Origin of the sequence: Pseudomonas sp. FW300-N2F2 (assembly GCF_017351655.1) — a bacterium.
Lineage (GTDB): Bacteria > Pseudomonadota > Gammaproteobacteria > Pseudomonadales > Pseudomonadaceae > Aquipseudomonas > Aquipseudomonas fluorescens_AA.
The window spans coordinates 593,634-612,595 of the sequence record NZ_JACNDQ010000001.1 but is presented as its reverse complement, the minus strand read 5'-3'; the positions used below and the strand labels follow the sequence as shown (position 1 = coordinate 612,595).

General features: G+C 62.2%; 15 protein-coding genes. 12 read left to right on the top strand and 3 right to left on the bottom strand.

Going from position 1 to position 18,962, the window contains the following annotated elements; translation table 11 throughout:
* The 12 genes from J4E63_RS02860 to J4E63_RS02805 all read left to right on the top strand — a co-directional run bounded on the left by J4E63_RS02860 (position 1) and on the right by J4E63_RS02805 (position 15,242).
* On the top strand, positions 1 to 1,170 hold the full coding sequence (locus J4E63_RS02860; protein ID WP_207281052.1) for an alginate biosynthesis protein Alg44: 1,170 nt from the start codon (positions 1 to 3) through the stop codon (positions 1,168 to 1,170).
* A 9-nt stretch (positions 1,171 to 1,179) separates the two neighbouring features.
* A complete protein-coding gene (gene algK, locus J4E63_RS02855; RefSeq protein WP_207281050.1) occupies positions 1,180 to 2,691 on the top strand; it encodes an alginate biosynthesis TPR repeat lipoprotein AlgK in 1,512 nt (503 codons plus the stop codon).
* A 5-nt stretch (positions 2,692 to 2,696) separates the two neighbouring features.
* Positions 2,697 to 4,187, top strand: a complete 1,491-nt coding sequence (locus J4E63_RS02850) for an alginate export family protein (RefSeq protein ID WP_207282442.1) — start codon at positions 2,697 to 2,699, stop codon at positions 4,185 to 4,187.
* A 26-nt stretch (positions 4,188 to 4,213) separates the two neighbouring features.
* Positions 4,214 to 5,803 carry a mannuronan 5-epimerase AlgG gene (gene algG, locus J4E63_RS02845; protein ID WP_192262189.1) on the top strand — a complete coding sequence of 530 codons (1,590 nt, stop codon included), beginning with the start codon at positions 4,214 to 4,216 and terminating at the stop codon, positions 5,801 to 5,803.
* Between the two features lie 11 nt (positions 5,804 to 5,814).
* On the top strand, positions 5,815 to 7,266 hold the full coding sequence (locus J4E63_RS02840) for an alginate O-acetyltransferase (protein WP_192262188.1): 1,452 nt from the start codon (positions 5,815 to 5,817) through the stop codon (positions 7,264 to 7,266).
* Positions 7,267 to 7,277: 11 nt separating this feature from the next.
* Positions 7,278 to 8,414 carry a mannuronate-specific alginate lyase gene (locus tag J4E63_RS02835; protein ID WP_207281048.1) on the top strand — a complete coding sequence of 379 codons (1,137 nt, stop codon included), beginning with the start codon at positions 7,278 to 7,280 and terminating at the stop codon, positions 8,412 to 8,414.
* A gap of 219 nt (positions 8,415 to 8,633) precedes the next feature.
* Positions 8,634 to 10,199 carry an MBOAT family protein gene (locus J4E63_RS02830; protein ID WP_207281046.1) on the top strand — a complete coding sequence of 522 codons (1,566 nt, stop codon included), beginning with the start codon at positions 8,634 to 8,636 and terminating at the stop codon, positions 10,197 to 10,199.
* Positions 10,200 to 10,210: 11 nt separating this feature from the next.
* Positions 10,211 to 11,386: an alginate O-acetyltransferase gene (locus J4E63_RS02825; protein ID WP_207281044.1), complete on the top strand. Its 1,176-nt coding sequence runs from the start codon at positions 10,211 to 10,213 to the stop codon at positions 11,384 to 11,386.
* 14 nt (positions 11,387 to 11,400) lie between these two features.
* Positions 11,401 to 12,066 (top strand): alginate O-acetyltransferase AlgF, encoded by a 666-nt coding sequence (locus tag J4E63_RS02820; protein ID WP_060740772.1) that lies wholly within the window; start codon positions 11,401 to 11,403, stop codon positions 12,064 to 12,066.
* Between the two features lie 216 nt (positions 12,067 to 12,282).
* Positions 12,283 to 13,734 (top strand): mannose-1-phosphate guanylyltransferase/mannose-6-phosphate isomerase, encoded by a 1,452-nt coding sequence (locus tag J4E63_RS02815; protein ID WP_060740771.1) that lies wholly within the window; start codon positions 12,283 to 12,285, stop codon positions 13,732 to 13,734.
* Between the two features lie 182 nt (positions 13,735 to 13,916).
* Positions 13,917 to 14,381 (top strand): multidrug transporter, encoded by a 465-nt coding sequence (locus J4E63_RS02810; RefSeq protein WP_103311247.1) that lies wholly within the window; start codon positions 13,917 to 13,919, stop codon positions 14,379 to 14,381.
* Positions 14,382 to 14,417: 36 nt separating this feature from the next.
* Positions 14,418 to 15,242 carry an SDR family oxidoreductase gene (locus J4E63_RS02805; RefSeq protein WP_207281042.1) on the top strand — a complete coding sequence of 275 codons (825 nt, stop codon included), beginning with the start codon at positions 14,418 to 14,420 and terminating at the stop codon, positions 15,240 to 15,242.
* Positions 15,243 to 15,689: 447 nt separating this feature from the next.
* On the opposite strand, the gene J4E63_RS02800 is transcribed toward J4E63_RS02805, so the two are convergent.
* From J4E63_RS02800 to J4E63_RS02790, 3 genes are read right to left on the bottom strand one after another with little or no spacing between them, the layout of a single operon-like run.
* Positions 15,690 to 16,553 (bottom strand): HlyD family secretion protein, encoded by an 864-nt coding sequence (locus J4E63_RS02800; RefSeq protein ID WP_207281040.1) that lies wholly within the window; start codon positions 16,551 to 16,553, stop codon positions 15,690 to 15,692.
* 10 nt (positions 16,554 to 16,563) lie between these two features.
* Positions 16,564 to 16,764, bottom strand: coding sequence for a DUF1656 domain-containing protein (locus J4E63_RS02795; RefSeq protein ID WP_003205331.1), 201 nt, complete (start codon positions 16,762 to 16,764; stop codon positions 16,564 to 16,566).
* A complete protein-coding gene (locus J4E63_RS02790) occupies positions 16,754 to 18,958 on the bottom strand; it encodes an FUSC family protein (RefSeq protein WP_060743136.1) in 2,205 nt (734 codons plus the stop codon). Before J4E63_RS02790 ends, J4E63_RS02795 begins: the two co-directional genes overlap by 11 nt.
* Positions 18,959 to 18,962 lie beyond the last annotated feature (4 nt).

The following is an 18,962-nucleotide window of genomic DNA, read 5'->3' as shown; positions in this document are numbered from 1 at the left end:
ATGAACACCGCCGTGAATGTCAACGTAGTGCATGAATCCGAAGCCCAGCGCCAACATGCCCGGGTCAAAATCCCGGCCAAGCTGCGTTTCTTCGGCCCCGACCGCACCCCCATGGAAGTCAAGGTCCTGGACCTGTCCGCCGGTGGGCTGTGCTTCAACGCCGGCCAACTGCCGCTCAAGGTTGGCGAGACCTACAAGGCTCGCCTGCAGTTCGTGATCGACAACCTTGGCCTGGCCATGGACGTGGAGTTGCAGATCCGTTCCTACGACCGCCAGACCGGCCGCACCGGTTGCCAGTTCCAGAACCTGGAGCCGCGGGACATCTCGACACTGCGTCATATCATCACCTCGCACCTGGCCGGCGACATCGTCGGTGTCGGTGACGTGCTGGCGACCCTGCAGCGCGACAACTTCACCAAGGCCCGCAAGCAGAAAGACGAAAACGGTGGCATGAGTGCCATGGGTCGCCTGCGCGCCGTGACCTTCAGCCTGGGGGTCTTCGTCGTTGGCCTGGCGGCGTTCGGTTTCATCTTCAAGTCGGTGTACGGCATGTACTTCGTCAGCCACGCCCAGGCAGGCCTGGTGAACGTACCGGGCATGGCCATCACCATGCCGCGCGACGGCACCGTGCAGAGCCTGGTCAAGTCTGACGGTGTGGCCGCCAAGGGCGCCCCGCTGGCGACCTTCAGCACCAGCATGCTCGACGTGCTCAAGGGTCACCTGGACGACAACCAGTTGCAGCCGGCCAAGGTCGAGGAGCTGTTTGGCAAGCAAATGACCGGCACCCTGACCTCCCCGTGCGACTGCATCGTGGCCCAGCAACTGGTCGCCAACGGTCAGTACGCCAGCAAGGGCGACGTGATCTTCCAACTGGTCCCACGGGGCACCGAAGCCAACGTCGAAGCGCGCTTCTCCTATCGCCAGTTCAGCGACGTTCGCCCAGGCACCCCGGTCAGCTTCCAGGTCGCCGGCGAAGACACCACCCGTACCGGCAAGATCGTCAGCAGCACCAGCCTGAAAAGTGCCGACCTGTCCTCCGATATCCGTGTGCTGATCCAACCTGACGAACCCCTGGACAGCGCGCTGGCCGGCCGTCCGGTCGAAGTCACCAGCGACCGTGGCCCGAACCTGAACTGGCTGATCGACAAAGCCATGGCCGTCGGTATTTAAGTCGAGGATATGCCCGTGACCACTCCACAAAACAACAATGCACTGCATTCCCTGTGGGAGCGAGCTTGCTCGCGATGGGATCGACGCGGTCTGTCTGGAACACCGAGCGGCCTGTATCGCGAGCAAGCTCGCTCCCACACAGGATATGCATTGTGTGCTCTGGCGCTGGCAGTCAGTCTTAGCGGCTGCGCCGGCCTGCCCGACCAGCGCCTGGCCAACGAAGCGCTCAAGCGCGGCGACACGGCGCTGGCACAGCAGAACTACCAGCAACTGGCCGACCTGGGCTACAGCGAGGCCCAGGTGGGCCTGGCCGACATCCAGGTGGACAGCCGCGACCCCGAGCAGATGAAAAAAGCCGAGGCGACTTACCGCGCCGCGGCCGATATCTCGCCACGGGCCCAGGCTCGCCTGGGTCGCCTGCTGGTGGCCAAGCCCGGTTCCACCGAAGCGGAAAAACACGAAGCCGAAGGCCTGTTGAAGAAAGCCTTCGCCAACGGCGAAGGTAACACCCTGATCCCGCTGGCGATGCTGTACCTGCAATATCCCCACAGCTTCCCGAACGTCAACGCCCAGCAACAGATCAGCCAATGGCGCAGCGCCGGCTACCCGGAAGCGGGCCTGGCGCAGATTCTGCTCTACCGCACCCAGGGCACCTACGACCAGCACCTGGATGAAATCGAGAAGGTCTGCAAGGCCGCGCTGGCGACCACGGACATCTGCTACGTCGAACTGGCCACGGTCTATCAGAAACGCGGCCAGCCGGAACAGCAGGCCGCATTGCTCAAGCAGATGCAGGACGGTCACGCCCGTGGCGTCGTATCCGCCCAGCGCGTGGACAGCGTTGCCCGTGTCCTGGCCGATGCCAGCCTGGGCAAGACCGACGAAAAGACCGCCCAGTCGTTGCTCGAAGGCATCGCCCCTGGCTACCCCGCAGCCTGGGTCAGCCTGGCGCAACTGCTCTACGACTTCCCGGAACTGGGTGACGTCGACAAGATGATGCAATACCTGGAAAACGGCCGCGCTGCCGACCAGCCTCGCGCTGAGCTGTTGCTGGGCAAGCTGTACTACGAAGGCAAGTGGGTCCCGGCCGATGCCAAGGCCGCCGAGGCGCATTTCCAGAAAGCCGTGGGCCGCGAAGTGGCCGCCGATTACTACCTCGGCCAGATCTATCGCCGCGGCTACCTGGGCCAGGTGTACTCGCAAAAAGCCCTGGACCACCTGCTCAAGGCCGCCCGCAACGGCCAGAACAGTGCCGACTTCGCCATTGCCCAGCTGTTCTCCCAGGGCAAGGGCACCAAGCCCAACCCGCTCAACGCTTATGTGTTCAGCCAGTTGGCCAAGGCGCAGAACACCCCGCAAGCCATCGAGCTTGCCCAAACCCTCGAAGCACAATTACCGCCGGAACAACTTGCACAAGCCCAGCGCCTGCTAAAACAAGAGCAGGCCATTCGCGGCGCCATGAGCCCCGATACGCTGGAACTGCAAGCCCTAAAAGAAGATGACGGCGAGGAACCTCTATGAAGCTTTTGAAGCTCAATCCTTTTGTGCAGGCTGGTATTGGCCTGTCGTTTGCTCTGCTGTGGTCCTGCCCGACCCTGGCGGCCCTGACCGAGAGCAAGAATTTCGGCCTGGAAGTGAAGATCACCGGCCAGTCCGAAGACGACCGTGACCTCGGCACCCAGAGCGGTGGCGACGTCAACGGTGTCGGCCTGGACCTGCGTCCCTGGGTCTACGGTGAAAGCGAAAGCGGTGCCTGGAGCGCCTACGCCATGGCCCAGGCCGTGACGTCCTCCGACATCATCGAGACCGACACCCTGCAACAGTCCGATGGCAGCACCCAGCAAACCGACAGCGGCGATCGCGAAGCCAAGAAAAGCTACCTGGCCATGCGCGAGTTCTGGATCGGCTACCGCGGCCTGACCCCGTACCCGGGCGAGCAGCTGAAGTTCGGTCGCCAACGCCTGCGCAACGACGACGGCCAATGGCGCGACACCAACATCGAAGCCCTGAACTGGACCTTCGACACCACCTTGCTGCGGGCCAACCTCGGCGTGGCCGAACGCTTCAGCGAATACCGCACCGACCTCAAGGAACTGTCCCCCAAGGACAAGGACCGCCTGCACGTCTATGGCGACGTGGGCTACCAGTGGATGCCAGGCCAGTGGGCCGGTATCCGCGCCCATCACTCCCATGACAATGGCAGCCTCGACTACCCGACCCCGGGCGAAGCCACCGACACCCTGGACAAGACCCAGAACGGCGACTTGACCTGGCTCGGCCTGGAAGCCAACAGCGACGCCTACAACTGGCGCAACACCAACACCATCAACTACTGGGCCAGCATCACCGGCATGACCGGCGAGCGCGACACCGTCAACCCGCTCAATGCCGACGGCACGCGCCCGACAGAAGCCAAGCGCAGCGACGATGTGGATGGCTGGGCGACCGACTTGGGTATCCGCCTGCGCCTCGACCCGCAATGGCAAGTCGGTGCGGCCTATGCCCGCGCCAGCGAGGACTACGAACAGAACGGCCTGCAAAGCAACCGCTCGAACTTCACCGGCACCCGCTCGCGGGTCCACCGTTTCGGCGAAGCGTTCCGGGGCGAAATGGCCAACACCCAGAGCGCCAGCCTGTTCGGTTCCTGGCAGTTGCGTGACGAATACGACGCCAGCCTGGTGTACCACAAGTTCTGGCGCGTGGACGGTAACAAGCCGGTGGGCAGCAACGGCATCAACGCCGTGGAAAACAACACCGATGACGTGACCGGCGCGATCCTGTCCACCTCGACCCTGCCGCTGCGTGATGGCGACAAGGATCTGGGCCAGGAAGTCGACCTGGTCGTTACCAAGTACTTCAAGCAAGGCCTGCTGCCGGCCGCGCTGAGTCAGTCCATTGATGAGCCGTCGGCGCTGGTGCGCTTTCGTGGCGGTGTGTTCAAGCCAGGCGACGCCTACGGCAAAGAGGTCGATTCGTACATGCATCGCGCCTTTGTCGACGTGATCTGGCGCTTCTGATGCGAATGGCCATGGGAGTGCCCGATATGAACCGCTACCTCAGGAACAGCCAGGCGATGAAAGGTTCGATCAGCCTGTTGGTCGCAGCGATGCTGCTGGCCGGCTCGCCGGCGTTCGCCAACGTTGAACCGGTGGTCAAACCGGGCAACGTGGTCAAGGAACTGCAACGGGCCAAGACCTACACCGTCAACAGTGCACCGACCGCACCACTGGAACTGGCCAAGCCAACCCTGCCCGACCTCTCCGGCTACACCGCCGAAGCGGTCGCGGCAAAAATCGTCCGCACCAAGCCCGGCAAGGTCAGCGTGCGCCGGATGATGCAGGAAAACGCCTTGAAGGACTTCATCGGCGGCGACAACAAGATGGCCGAGTGGGTCGTGCGTCAGCACGGTATCCCACAGGCCATCTTCCTCGACGACGGCTACATGAACCTCAAGGACCTGGCCAAGAAGGCGCCCAAGTACATCATCGAAACTTCGCCAGGTATCTACCTGGCGAAGATTCCGATCGTGGTCGGCCAGAAAGGCATCCTGGAAATCGACAAACAGACCCAGGAACTGCGCCTGTCCCAAGAGGGCGGCTCGTTCCTGGTCAACGATGGCCATATGTTCATCCGCGACACCAAGGTCACCGGCTGGCGTGAAAAGGACAACGGCCCCGCCACGTTCCGCTCGCCCAAGGAATTCCGTCCGTTCCTGCTGGCCTGGGGTGGCACCGAGACCTACATCGTCAACACCAAGATGGCGAGTTTCGGCTACGCCAACAGTAAGTCGTACGGGGTGAGTATTTCCCAGTACACGCCGAACATGGCCAAGGTCCTCAAGCGTCCGGAACCGACCGGCTGGATTATCGGTTCCGAGTTCTCGGACATGTGGTACGGCTTCTACTGCTACGAAACCCGCGACTTCGTGGTCAAGGGCAACACTTACAAAGACAACATCGTCTACGGCATCGACCCCCATGACCGTTCCCATCGGCTGATCATCGCCGACAACACCGTCTATGGGACCAAGAAAAAGCACGGGATCATTGTTTCCCGTGAGGTCAACGACAGCTTCATTTTCAACAACCGCAGCTACGACAACAAACTCTCGGGCCTGGTGATCGACCGTAACAGCGTGAACAACCTGATCGCCTACAACGAGATCTACAAGAACCACACCGACGGCATCACGCTCTATGAGAGTGCTGACAACCTGTTGTGGGGCAACAAGGTGATCAGCAATCGCCGCCACGGCATCCGGATTCGTAACAGCGTGAACATCCGCCTCTACGAAAACGTGTCCATGGCCAACGGCCTGACCGGTATCTACGGTCACATCAAGGACCTGTCCGACACCGACCGTGACATCAAGCTCGACCCGTTCGACGCCGAAGTCTCGCTGATCGTGGTCGGCGGCGAACTGGCTGCCAACGGCAGTGGCCCGCTGTCCATCGACTCGCCGTTGAGCGTCGAGCTGTACCGCGTGTCCATGCTCGCGCCGACCAAATCCAGCGGCATCAGCTTCACGGGAATCCTTGGCGAACGCCAGGATGAAATTCTCGACCTGTTGGTGCGCCAGCAGAAAGCCGTGCTGATCGACCCTGTCGAACGCCAGACCGAATTGCGGGACTGAGGATGACCTTTATGAACCCACAGATGATCAAACTTTTGGGCCTGTCTGCCCTGGCTGCCGGCATTCTCGCCGCTGCAAGCGGCGCGCGCGCCGATGAAATCAAGGCTCCGAGCTTCACCGCCGAACCGTGCTGCAACCTGTGCCCGGCGGCCCATGATGCGAAGAACTACACCACGCGCTACCAGCAGAACTTCACCACGCTGGTGCAGGCCCAGGGCGACTGGCTGTTCCGGACCCAGGAAGACCTGCGCACCGAGTTCAACACCACCCCCGCCGGCTACAAGCGCATGCAACAGTTGCACGATGCGTTCAAGGCAAAAGGCGTCGAGCTGGTGATCGTCTACCAGCCGACCCGGGGCCTGGTGAACCGCAACAAGCTCAACCCACAGGAAAAGGCCGCCTTCGACTACGAGAAAGCCCTGACCAACTACAAATCCATGCTCGGCCGCTTCGCCCAGATGGGTTATGTGGTGCCGGACCTGTCGCCGCTGACCAACGAAAACCTGCCCGAGACGCTGCCGGCCCACGATTTCTATTTCCGTGGCGACCAGCACTGGACGCCGTATGGCGCCCAGCGCACGGCCAAGATCGTCGCCGAGAAGGTCAAGCAGATCCCGGCCTTCGCCGACATTCCCAAGCGTGAGTTCGAGACCAAGAAGTCCGGCCGCATGGGCAAGACCGGCACCCTGCACAACATGGCCGGACAGCTGTGCGGCACCAGCTATGCGATCCAGTACATGGACCAGTTCACCACCGAACCCAAGGGCGAGGCTGGCGACGGCGACCTGTTCAGCGATTCCGGCAACCCGCAGATCACCCTCGTGGGCACCAGTCACAGCGGCAAGAACTACAACTTTGCCGGTTTCCTGGAAGAAGCCATCGGCGCCGACATCCTCAACGTCGCCTTCCCTGGCGGCGGTCTGGAGGGCGCGATGATCCAGTACCTGGGCAGCGAAGAGTTCCAGAAGAGCCCGCCGAAAATCCTCATCTGGGAATTCTCGCCGCTGTATCGCCTGGACCAGGAAACCATCTACCGCCAGATGATGGCGCTGCTGGACAACAACGGTTGCGAAGGCAAGCCGGCCCTCATGAGCAGCAAGACCGCGCTCAAGCCAGGCAAGAACGAATTGATGGTCAATACCAAGAACATGGATCTGCGTAACAGCAGCCACCAGGTCGACATCCGCTTCGCCGACACCTCGGTGAAAACCTTGCAAGCCACCCTCTGGTACATGAATGGGCGCCACGAGGATATCAAGATCGAAAAACCGGATACCTCCGACACCGACGGACGTTTCGCCTTCCAATTGCGCACCGACGAGGACTGGGCTTCGCAGAACCTGCTAGCCGTTGAAGTCCAGGGCCCTGAAGCCGGTAAAGAGCCACTGCAAATCGAAGCGAAAATCTGCAAACGCAACGCATCTCCGCAAGCCGGGCAACAAACGGCTCAAATCGGACAATGAGGTCTCGTCTCATGACCAGTACCACGCGCACCCGAACGTTGAAAACGCTGCTGGCGCCCTCCCTGCTGACCCTGGCGCTGTTCGCCGGGGCCACGCAGGCCGCGGCCCCGCTGCGCCCGCCACAGGGTTACTTCGCACCGATCGAAAAGGTCAAGGCCGGCGAAGCGGCCAAAGGTTGCGACGCCACGCCGACGCCCTATACCGGTTCCCTGCAATTTCGCAGCAAGTACGAGGGCTCCGACAAGGCCCGCGCGACGTTGAACGTGCAATCGGAAAAAGCCTTCCGCGACAGCACCGCCGACATCACCAAGATCGAGCGTGGCGTCAGCAAGCAAGTCATGCAGTTCATGCGTGACGGCCGCCCCGAGCAGTTGGAATGCACGCTGAACTGGCTGACCGCCTGGGCCCAGGCCGATGCGTTGATGTCCAAGGACTTCAACCACACCGGCAAGTCCATGCGCAAATGGGCGCTGGGCAGCATGGCTTCGGCCTACGTTCGCCTGAAGTTCTCCGAGTCGCGCCCACTGGCCAACCACCAGGAGCAGGCGCAACTGATCGAAGGCTGGTTCAGCCGGATGGCCGATCAGGTGGTCAGCGACTGGGACAACCTGCCGTTGGACAAGACCAACAACCATTCCTACTGGGCCGCCTGGTCGGTGATGGCCACCTCCGTGGCAACCAACCGTCGCGACCTGTTCGACTGGGCTGTCAAGGAATACAAGGTCGGCGTCAACCAGGTCGATGCCGACGGTTTCCTGCCCAACGAACTCAAGCGCAAGCAACGGGCCCTGTCCTACCACAACTATGCCCTGCCGCCGTTGGCAATGATCGCCAGCTTCGCCCAGGTCAACGGTGTGGACCTGCGCCAGGAAAACAACGGCGCCCTCAAGCGACTGGGTGACCGGGTGCTGGCCGGGGTGAAAGACCCGGACATCTTCGAAGAGAAGAACGGCGACGAGCAGGACATGAAAGACCTGAAGGTCGATTCGAAATTCGCCTGGCTCGAACCGTTCTGCAGCCTCTACACCTGCTCCGAGGATGTGCTGGAGCGCAAGCATGAAATGCAACCGTTCAAGACCTTCCGCCTCGGCGGGGACTTGACCCGGGTGTATGACCCGTCGCGGGAGAAAGGCGAAAAAGGAAGCTGAGCCCACCCTCCCTGCCTGGCGGGGAATCCTGTGGGAGCGAGCTTGCTCGCGATGACGGTATGTCAGTCGCCACCAAAGTGAATGTCAGATCGCGATCGCGAGCAAGCTCGCTCCCACAGGGAATGTGGTTTGTTTCGAATGTAATCAACCTCCCGGTTTCATGGGGGGGTTTGGGGGGGCTCTGGCCCTTGACTGTTGATTCAACATGGAGAGATCGGGATGGTATTTTCATCCAACGTGTTCCTGTTCCTGTTCTTGCCGATCTTTCTCGGCTTGTACTACTTGAGCGGGCAACGCTATCGCAACCTGCTGCTGCTGATCGCCAGCTACGTGTTCTATGCCTGGTGGCGGGTGGACTTCCTCGCCCTGTTCGCCGGCGTGACCCTGTGGAACTACTGGATCGGCCTGAAGGTCGGCGCCGCCGGTGTGCGCACCAAACCGGCCCAGCGCTGGCTGTTGCTCGGCGTGGGCGTGGACTTGGCCATCCTGGGCTATTTCAAATACGCCAACTTCGGCGTGGACAGCCTCAACGCCATCATCACCGGCTTCGGTCTCAACCCGTTCATCCTGACCCACGTGTTGTTGCCGATCGGGATCTCGTTCTACATCTTCGAGTCCATCAGCTACATCATCGACGTCTATCGCGGTGACACGCCGGCGACCCGCAACCTGATCGACTTCGCAGCGTTCGTGGCGATTTTCCCGCACCTGATCGCCGGCCCCGTGTTGCGTTTCCGCGACCTGGCCGACCAGTTCAACAACCGCACTCACACGCTGGACAAGTTCTCCGAAGGCTGCACCCGCTTCATGCAGGGCTTCATCAAGAAAGTGTTCATCGCCGACACCCTGGCGGTGGTGGCCGACCATTGCTTCGCCTTGCAGAACCCGACCACGGGCGATGCCTGGCTCGGCGCCCTGGCCTACACCGCGCAGCTGTACTTCGACTTCTCCGGCTACAGCGACATGGCCATCGGCCTGGGCCTGATGATGGGTTTCCGTTTCATGGAAAACTTCAAGCAGCCCTACATCAGCCAGTCGATCACCGAGTTCTGGCGCCGCTGGCACATCAGCCTGTCGACCTGGCTGCGTGACTACCTCTACATCACCCTGGGCGGTAACCGCAAAGGCACGCTGATGACCTATCGCAACCTGTTCCTGACCATGCTCCTCGGTGGTCTGTGGCACGGCGCGAACATCACCTACGTGATCTGGGGTGCCTGGCACGGCATGTGGCTGGCCATCGAAAAAGCGGTGGGCATCAACACCACGCCACGCAGCATCAACCCGATCCGCTGGGCGCTGACTTTCCTGCTGGTGGTGATGGGCTGGGTGATCTTCCGGGCCGAAAACCTGCACGTGGCCGGTCGCATGTACGGCGCCATGTTCAGCTTCGGCGACTGGTCGCTGTCGGAACTGACTCGCGCCAACCTCACCGGCCTGCAGATCGCCACGCTGGTGGTGGCCTACGTGACCCTCGCCTTCTTCGGCCTGCGGGACTTCTACACCAATCGTCCGCCGGTCAAGACCAAGCCTGACGTCAACACCGAGGCCAACGGCCCGGCCACCGCGCAGCCGGGGCTGATCAAGGCGGTACCGGGTGACAACCCGGCGGCGATCCATGAACCGGGCTACACCGTGGGTGTCGAAGCCCAGGTGCAACCGGCCTACTGGACCGTGGACTGGTCGCGCTACGTGATGCGCGCCCTCGTGCTGCTGCTGTTCATCGCTTCGATTCTCAAACTCTCGGCGCAAAGCTTCTCGCCGTTCCTTTACTTCCAGTTCTGAGGGATCTGAATATGACCCGCTCATTACGCATCTTCTACGTCGTGCTGTTCATGCTGATCCTGACAGCCCTGGGTATTTGGTCGATGCGCAGCTTCTTCGGCTTCAGCACCAACCCCGACGCGACTGTGCTCAACGGGCGCTGGGCCAAGGCCGTGGAAACGCACTACGACGACGAGTTCCCGATCAAGCGCCTGGGCACCAACATCTGGGCCGCGCTGGACTACAAGCTGTTCAACGAAGGCCGCAAAGGCGTGGTCCTGGGCCGCGACCAGTGGCTGTACAGCGACGAAGAGTTCAACCCGATCGTCAACGAAGAGCTGAACCTGCAAGGCAACTACGCGCTGGTCGAAGGCGTGCGCCAGAAGCTCAAGGAACAAGGCATCACCCTGGTCATGGCGATCGTGCCGGCCAAGGCGCGGCTGTACCCCGAGCACCTGGGCGAAGTGAAGCCATCGAGCATCCACGCCAACCTCTACCAGGATTTCCATGCTCGCGTCGCGGCGGACAATATCCTCGCGCCTGACCTGCTCGGCCCGCTGCAACAGGCCAAGCAAAGCGGCCAGCAAGTGTTCCTGCGCACGGACACCCACTGGACCCCGGAAGGCGCCCAGGTCGCTGCCGAGAACCTGGCCAAGGCCATTGCCGAGCGCACGCCGCTCAACGGCGAGCCGCAGCGCTTCGTCACCGAGCCTGCAGAAAAAATCACCCACAAGGGCGACCTGCGCCAGTTCCTGCCGCTGGACCCGCTGTTCGAAAACCTGATGCCAGCCCAGGAGCCTCTGGTCAAACGCAACACCCGCGAAGCCGACGACCAGCCGGCCGGCGACGACGCGCTGTTCGCCGATGCCCAGGTGCCCGTGGCCCTGATCGGCACCAGCTACAGCGCCAACCCTAACTGGAACTTCGTCGGTGCACTCAAGCAAGCCCTGCACAGCGATGTCGTGAACTACGCCGAAGACGGCCACGGCCCGATTCTGCCAATGCTCAGTTATCTCAAGAGCGATGCCTTCAAGAACAGCCCGCCACAGGTGCTGATCTGGGAGTTCCCTGAACGTTACCTGCCTGTAAACAACGAAATCGGCGACGCCGACCCACAGTGGGTCGCAGAGCTCAAGCAAGCCGGCGCTCGCCAACAGAACGTAGCCGCCAACACCCCATCCGAGACGCCCGACCGGGCGCAAAACTGAAAGAGAGGTCCACCATGACTTTCAACACTACTCCTCGCCGTCTCGCTGCTCGCTCCTTCAAGGCCGTTGCCCTCGTCGCCAGCATGAGCGCCCTCTCGTTGTCCGCCTTTGCCGGTGACTCGGCCCTGTACGGCCCGGTCGCGCCAAAAGGCTCGAGCTTCGTGCGGGTCTATAACGCCGCCAACGCCGAAGTCAGCGCCACCGTCGGCAGCACCAACATCAGCGATGTAGCCCCCCTGGCCAGCAGCGACTTCAGCTTCATGCCCGGTGGCGACTACAGCGCCAAGGTCGGCAGCCAGACCGTGCCGGTGAAACTGGCCTCCGATCACTATTACACCCTGGTCAACAACGCCACTGGCCAGCCGCAACTGATCGAAGAACCGCCATTCAAGAACAAGCAGAAGTCCCTGGTCCGCGTACAGAACCTCAGCGACAAGGCACTGACCCTCAAGACCGCCGACGGCAAGACCGAAGTGGTGCCGAACGTGGCTGCCAAGGGCCGTGGCGAACGTGAGATCAACCCGGTGAAAGTGTCCCTGGCCCTGTTCGAAGGCGACAAGAAAGTCGGCGACCTCAAGCCCGTGGCCCTGGAGCGCGGCGAAGCCGCCGTGCTGTACGTCACCGGTTCGGGCAGCAGCCTGTCGCCAGTGTGGGTGAAACGCCCGGTGTCGACCCGCTGATGAGTTTTCCTGACTGACGCTGTGCCCTGTGGGAGCGAGCTTGCTCGCGATAGCTATCTGACATTCAACATGGATGTCGATTGATACACCGCCATCGCGAGCAAGCTCGCTCCCACACTGGACACAGCTGTCATTCGGGTACGGAACAACAACAAGAGAGTGAAACGACAGAACGCAGTAGCTCTAACAACCATTTCGCTTCAAGGAGTAACAAACATGATTCCGGTGATCTTGTCAGGTGGTAGTGGCTCACGTCTTTGGCCGCTTTCGCGCAAGCAATTCCCTAAACAGTTCCTGGCCCTGACCGGTGAACACACCCTGTTCCAGCAGACCCTCGAGCGCCTGGTGTTCGAAGGCATGGACACGCCGATCGTGGTCTGCAACAAAGACCACCGTTTCATCGTCAACGAACAGTTGGCCAACCGTAAGCTCGAAGCCCAGCGCATCCTGATGGAACCGTTCGGGCGCAACACCGCACCGGCCGTGGCGCTGACGGCCATGATGCTGGTCAACGAAGGCCGCGACGAGTTGATGCTGGTGCTGCCGGCCGACCACGTGCTGGAAGACCAGAAAGCCCTGCAACGCGCCCTGGCCCTGGCCACCGTGGCCGCCGAGCGTGGCGAGATGGTGCTGTTCGGCGTACCGGCCACCAAACCGGAAACCGGCTATGGCTACATCAAGTCGACCAACGATGCGCTGCTGCCCGAAGGCGTGAGCCGCGTCTCGCACTTCGTCGAAAAACCCGACGTCAAGCGTGCCACCGAGTTCGTCGAGGCCGGCGGTTACTTCTGGAACAGCGGCATGTTCCTGTTCCGCGCCAGCCGCTTCCTCGAAGAGCTGAAAAAGCACGATCCGGACATCTACGACACCTGCCTGCTGACCCTGGAGCGCAGTGAGCAGACGGCCGACACCATTACCCTCGACGAAGCCACCTTCGCCTGCTGCCCGGACAACTCCATCGACTACGCGGTGATGGAAAAGACCCAGCGCGCCTGTGTGGTCCCACTGTCGGCCGGTTGGAGCGATGTCGGCTGCTGGTCGTCGCTGTGGGAAGTCAATGCCAAGGACGCCAACGGCAACGTCACCAAGGGCGACGTGGTCGTCCAGGACAGCCGCAACTGCATGATCCACGGCAACGGCAAGCTGGTGTCGGTGATCGGCCTGGACAACATCGTGGTGGTCGAAACCAAGGACGCCATGATGATCGCCCACAAGGACAAGGTCCAAGGCGTCAAGCAGATGGTCAACACCCTCAACGCACAGGGCCGCACCGAAACCCAGAACCACTGCGAGGTCTATCGTCCGTGGGGTTCCTATGACTCGGTGGACATGGGCGGTCGTTTCCAGGTCAAGCACATCTCGGTCAAGCCGGGCGCGTGCCTGTCGCTGCAGATGCACCACCACCGCGCCGAACACTGGATCGTGGTCAGCGGCACCGCCGAAGTGACCTGCGACGAGAACGTGTTCCTGCTCTGCGAAAACCAGTCGACCTACATCCCGATCGCGTCGGTCCACCGCCTGCGCAACCCGGGCAAGATCCCGCTGGAAATCATCGAAGTGCAGTCCGGCAGCTACCTGGGCGAAGATGACATCGAACGTTTCGAAGACATCTACGGTCGCTCCACCCCGATCGAACGCGGCGTCTCGGTGAAAACCATCGCCCAGTAATGATCGACAACGATCAGTAAAGATCAGCGTTACGAGAAGCCCCCGTCCAGCCCACTGCGTCCCCTATCCGCAGTGGGTTGGGTGGGGGCTTTTTTTTGAGTCGGGTGATCGCCTGGCATCATTGCTTCAACATTGCCCGCGCCCTTCGGTAGGATGTGCCTACGGTAACGGAGGCTTCCACCATGCTTATCGGCGTTTTGCTGGTCATCACCTGGCTCATCCTGCTGTTGCGCTACCCGGCCAAGGCCTTGCCGGTCTCCCTGGCGGCCTTCATCGGGCTGGGACTGGTCGCCGCGTGGGTGCTCTGGCAGGAAAACCGCGAGACCCGGCAACTGGAGCGCCTGGAACTGCGCATCCGCTATGCCCCCGAACAATGCCCTGCCGACCGGCCGCTGTCGCTGACCCTGAAAAACAACAATGACGTGCCGCTGATCGAGCTGCGCTGGCGGGTCGCGGCCTATGCGCCCGGGGACACCATCAACCTGGCCGACAGCCCCTACAACGCTCCGCGCTACCGTGGCCCAGGCGAATTGCAAGCCGGCGCCGACTGGCAAGACTGCCTGCCGCTGCCGCCCCTGCGCCCGGGTTATCGCCCGCAGACCCTGGAGTTTCGCGCCGAGCGATTGCACGGTAGCTTTTCCAACTGATTGCCCTCCCCCAACTTCTTGCACAAGGAACGCGCCATGCCTGTTGCGTTGATTACCGGATGTTCCAGCGGCATTGGTCGCGCCCTCGCCGATGCCTTCAAGGCCGCGGGTTATCAGGTCTGGGCCACGGCGCGCAAGGCTGAAGACGTGGCGACACTCGCCACCGCCGGGTTCACCGCCGTGCAACTGGACGTCAACGATGGCCAGGCCCTGGAGCAACTGGGTGAGCGGATCAACCAGCAATGTGGCGGCCTGGATGTGCTGGTCAACAATGCCGGCTACGGCGCCATGGGCCCGCTGCTGGACGGCGGCGTGCCAGCCATGCAGCGTCAGTTCGAAACCAACGTGTTCGCCATCGTCGGGGTCACCCGGGCGCTGTTCCCGGTGCTGCGCCGGGCCAGGGGGCTGGTGGTGAACATCGGCAGCGTTTCCGGGGTGCTGGTCACGCCGTTCGCTGGCGCTTATTGCGCTTCGAAGGCGGCGGTGCATGCCTTGAGCGATGCCTTGCGCATGGAACTGGCACCCTTCGACATCCGCGTGATGGAGGTCCAGCCCGGCGCGATTGCCTCCAGCTTCGCCAAGAATGCCGGCCATGAAGCCGAACAACTGATCAGCGAACAATCGCCCTGGTGGCCCCTGCGCGATGGCATCCGCGCCCGGGCCAAGGCGTCCCAGGACAACCCGACCCCCACCCACGAATTCGCCGCGGCGCTGCTCAAGGCGGTTCAACAACCCAAGCCACCCCGCTTGCTGCGTCTGGGCAACGGCAGCCGGGCGCTGCCGTTGATGGCGGGTTTGTTGCCCAAAGGGTTTCTGGAGAAGGGGTTGATGAAGCGGTTCGGGTTGGGAAAATCGCTGTAATCAACGCAGGCTTTTTTGCTGTTGTGGTCAATTCCTGTGGGAGCGAGCTTGCTCGCGATGACGGCGTATCAGCCACCCTCGATGCGGCTGAACCACCGCTATCGCGAGCAAGCTCGCTCCCACAGGAGACTTGTGGTGTACACCAAATCTCGCCATCACCCCGGAAAAAATGTGGGAGCGAGCTTGCTCGCGATGACGGAGTGTCTGCCACCCTCGATGCGGCTGAACCACCGCTATCGCGAGCAAGCTCGCTCCCACAGGGATTTGTGGTGTAGATCAAATCTCACCATCCCCCCGGAAAAAATGTGGGAGCGAGCTTGCTCGCGATGACGGAGTGTCTGCCACCCTCGATGCGGCTGAACCACCGCTATCGCGAGCAAGCTCGCTCCCACAGGGATTTGTGGTGTAGATCAAATCTCACCATCCCCCCACAAATGATGCGATGCCTCAGCGCTTGGAGTGGGGCTCGACCACCACCGTGCAGGTCATCCCCGCCGCCAGCAGCACGCCGTCCGGCACTTCATCCAGATGGATGCGCACCGGCACTCGCTGGGCCAGGCGAACCCAGTTGAACGTGGGGTTCACATCGGCGATCAGGTCGCGGCTTTCGGGGTTGTCGCGGTCGTAGATGCCTCGGGAAATACTTTCCACATGGCCCTTGAGCGTCTCACCACTCATCAACTGCAACTGCGCCGAATCGCCGACCCGCACCTTGGGCAATTTGGTCTCTTCGAAGAAGCCGTAGACCCAGAACGAATGCATGTCCACCACGGCCATTTTCGCCTCGCCGATGCGCGCATAGTCGCCGCGGTGCACGTTGAGGTTGGTGACGTAGCCATCCACCGCCGCGCGAACGTCGGTGCGCGACAGGTTCAGCTCCGCGGCTTCCAACTGGGCCTGGGCCTGCTGGTAGTCGGCCAGGGCCGAGTCGGCGATGTTGCTGGCGTCGTCGCGGTTTTCCCGGGAGATCACCAGGCTGTCCAAGTCGGCACGTCGATGGGCGTTGACCTTGCGCATCTCCCAGGTGGCCTTGCGCGACGCCACCAGGGAGCGCGCCTGCTTCACGGCGATGCGGTAATGCTCGGGGTCGATGCGCATCAACAAGTCGCCCTTTTTCACCAACTGGTTGTCGCGCACCGACACCTCGACCACCTCGCCGCTGACATCGGCGGCCACATTGATGATGTCGGCCCGCACCCGGCCATCGCGGGTCCAGGGCGTGTTCATGTAATGGACCCACAGCGTACGGCCGATCCACAACGCCAGGGCCAGTACCAACAGCGTCGCCAGCAGGCTGAAAAACTTTTTCATCGCATCGATCTCAACGGTAGACCGTCAGCGCCAGCGCGCCGAACAGACAGGTAAACAGACTCAGGCGCAACAACGCCGGGTGCCAGAAGAAACGGTACAGGTCCAACCCCGACAGGAAGCGGTCCAAGGCCCAGGCCAGGCCGGCGGCGATGAAGAACATCAGGGTCATGGTGGGCATGTACACGCCATGGAAGGCGATCTCACGGGGCATGTTCAGGTTCCTGGGGAAGCGATGTGGCATGCGCCATGGCATAGCCGGCCAATGGCGATTGCGGGTCCAGCAGCGAAGTGCGGATGAAATGCAGGTAGCTCTTCACCCGGCGCAGGGCCGAGGTGTCGAAATGCGGGGCGAAGGGTTCGTCGGTGGCCTGCACGCGGCCGATGGCATGATCCACCGCCACCAACGCACGCTCCAGATTGCTCTGGCCCGGCTGGCGGAACAGTCGCACCAGCGCCCGCCCCATCACCCGAATCGCCTGGCGCCATGGCTGGCTTTCGGCATACGCCGGGTGCACCGGCAAGATAGCCTGCTCCTTGCGCAACTCAATGATCGCGTGACCGACTTCCAGCACCACGAACATCCAGCGCAGCAAGTCCCGTTGCACTTGGGGTTGCCCCGCCGCCAGACCGTAGGCCTGGTGCAGCAGGTCGCGGGTGCGGCTCTCAAAACTCGAAGCCAGGCCCTTCAGACGACCGCTAATGGCGAACACCACTTGCTCACGCAGGTCCTGCTCCAATCGACGCCACAACCAGCGGCTGTTGGGCGGCAGGATGATCGCCCCGGCAGCGGCGCACACCAACATGCCAAGGATCATCGCAATGTAGTCGTTGATGAAGGCGTAGGGGTTGTAGACCGTCAGGTTGTCCGGCACTGAGCCGGTACAGAAGAAAATCAGCAGCCCCAGTCCGACCCCGGCGTATTGCGGCCTGGAACTGAGGAACGAACCGAACATGATGACGGGGGCGAGCATCACGCAGAGCAACGGAAAACCATCGATCAGCGGGAAAATGAAAAACATCTCGACGAAGCCGACCAGCGCCCCGAACAACGTACCGCAGGCCATCTGGAAAGCCATGCGCTTGGGGTTCGGGGTGGCGGCCGAGAGACCCACGGTGGCCGCGGCGATCATGGTCATGGTCGCGCCGCTCGGCCAGGCCGTGGCGACCCAATAGCTGCCCAGGACCAGCAGGATGAAAGCGGCGCGAAACCCCGATGCCGCGGCGGCCAGCCAGTTGGTCTGGGGCACGAACGGTTCGTCCCAGCGCTCGCGCTCGTGGCGATGCTCGGCCAGGGAGGCATGGGTCAGGGCGTAGCCGTGCAAGTCGTCGACAAAGCGATAAAGCAGCTCATAAGCGGTATGAAAGTCCAACTGCTCGCCATCGCTTGGCGCGGTGCCCTGGAACGCTGCCCGCAAGCGCCGTACCTGGGCCGGCAGGTCGGCCTTGTAGTCTGCCAGCGCCGCCGCCAACCGCGCTGCGTCGGCGTCGGTCAAGGCCCGTGCGCTGAAGCCGTCCAGCAGCTCGGCAAGGTTTTGCAAACCAGGCTTGATGGCGTTCACCACATGATCCGCCGCCCCGCCGCGCAAGCGTTCGAGCAATTGGTGCAAGGCATTGAAACGGGTGGTGACACCCATGAATTCGCTGTTCAAGCGACTGAGCCGGCCATTGCGCCGACGCATGTGCGGGTCTTCGAACACCGTCACGCTGCGCAGGCTCTCCAGGCCGACGGCTTCGGCGATGAAGCGCACGTTACCGGCCTCGAAGGCCTCCCGCTTGCTTCGTCCGCGCAAGCCGTCGGTGACAAACAGGGCGAACACGCCAAAGCGCTGGTACAAGGCGTTGCGCATGGCGGCGCTGGCGGTTTGCGGCAGGATCGCGGCACTGACCAGGGTCGAGCAGAGAATTCCCAGGGAAATCTCCAGCACCCGCCAGACCGCCGCCATGAACGCCCCTTCGGGGTGAGCCAACGCTGGCAAGCCGATCATCGCCGCAGTGTAGCCAGCCAGCACGAAACCATAGGCGCGGAAGTTACGATACCGCGCCGCCCCTGCCGAACAGATGCCGACCCAAATCGCCAGGCAGCCAAGGAACAGCTCGGTGTTCTGGGCGAACAGGGCGATCAGCGCCACCATCACCGCAGAACCCGCCAGGGTGCCGAGGAAACGGTAGAAGCTCTTGGCGAACACCTGCCCGCTCTGGGGCTGCATGACGATGAACACGGTGATCATGGCCGTGCGCGGTTGTGGCAATTCCAGGCGCATCGCCAGCCACAAGGTCAGGAACGCGGCGAACAGGACCTTGAAGATATAGACCCAGGTCACTCCGTCGCTACGGGCCCAGTCGAAGAAACCACGGCGCCATTCGAGGCGATACAACCGGCGTGCGGGGGCAAGTAAGGACATCACGACA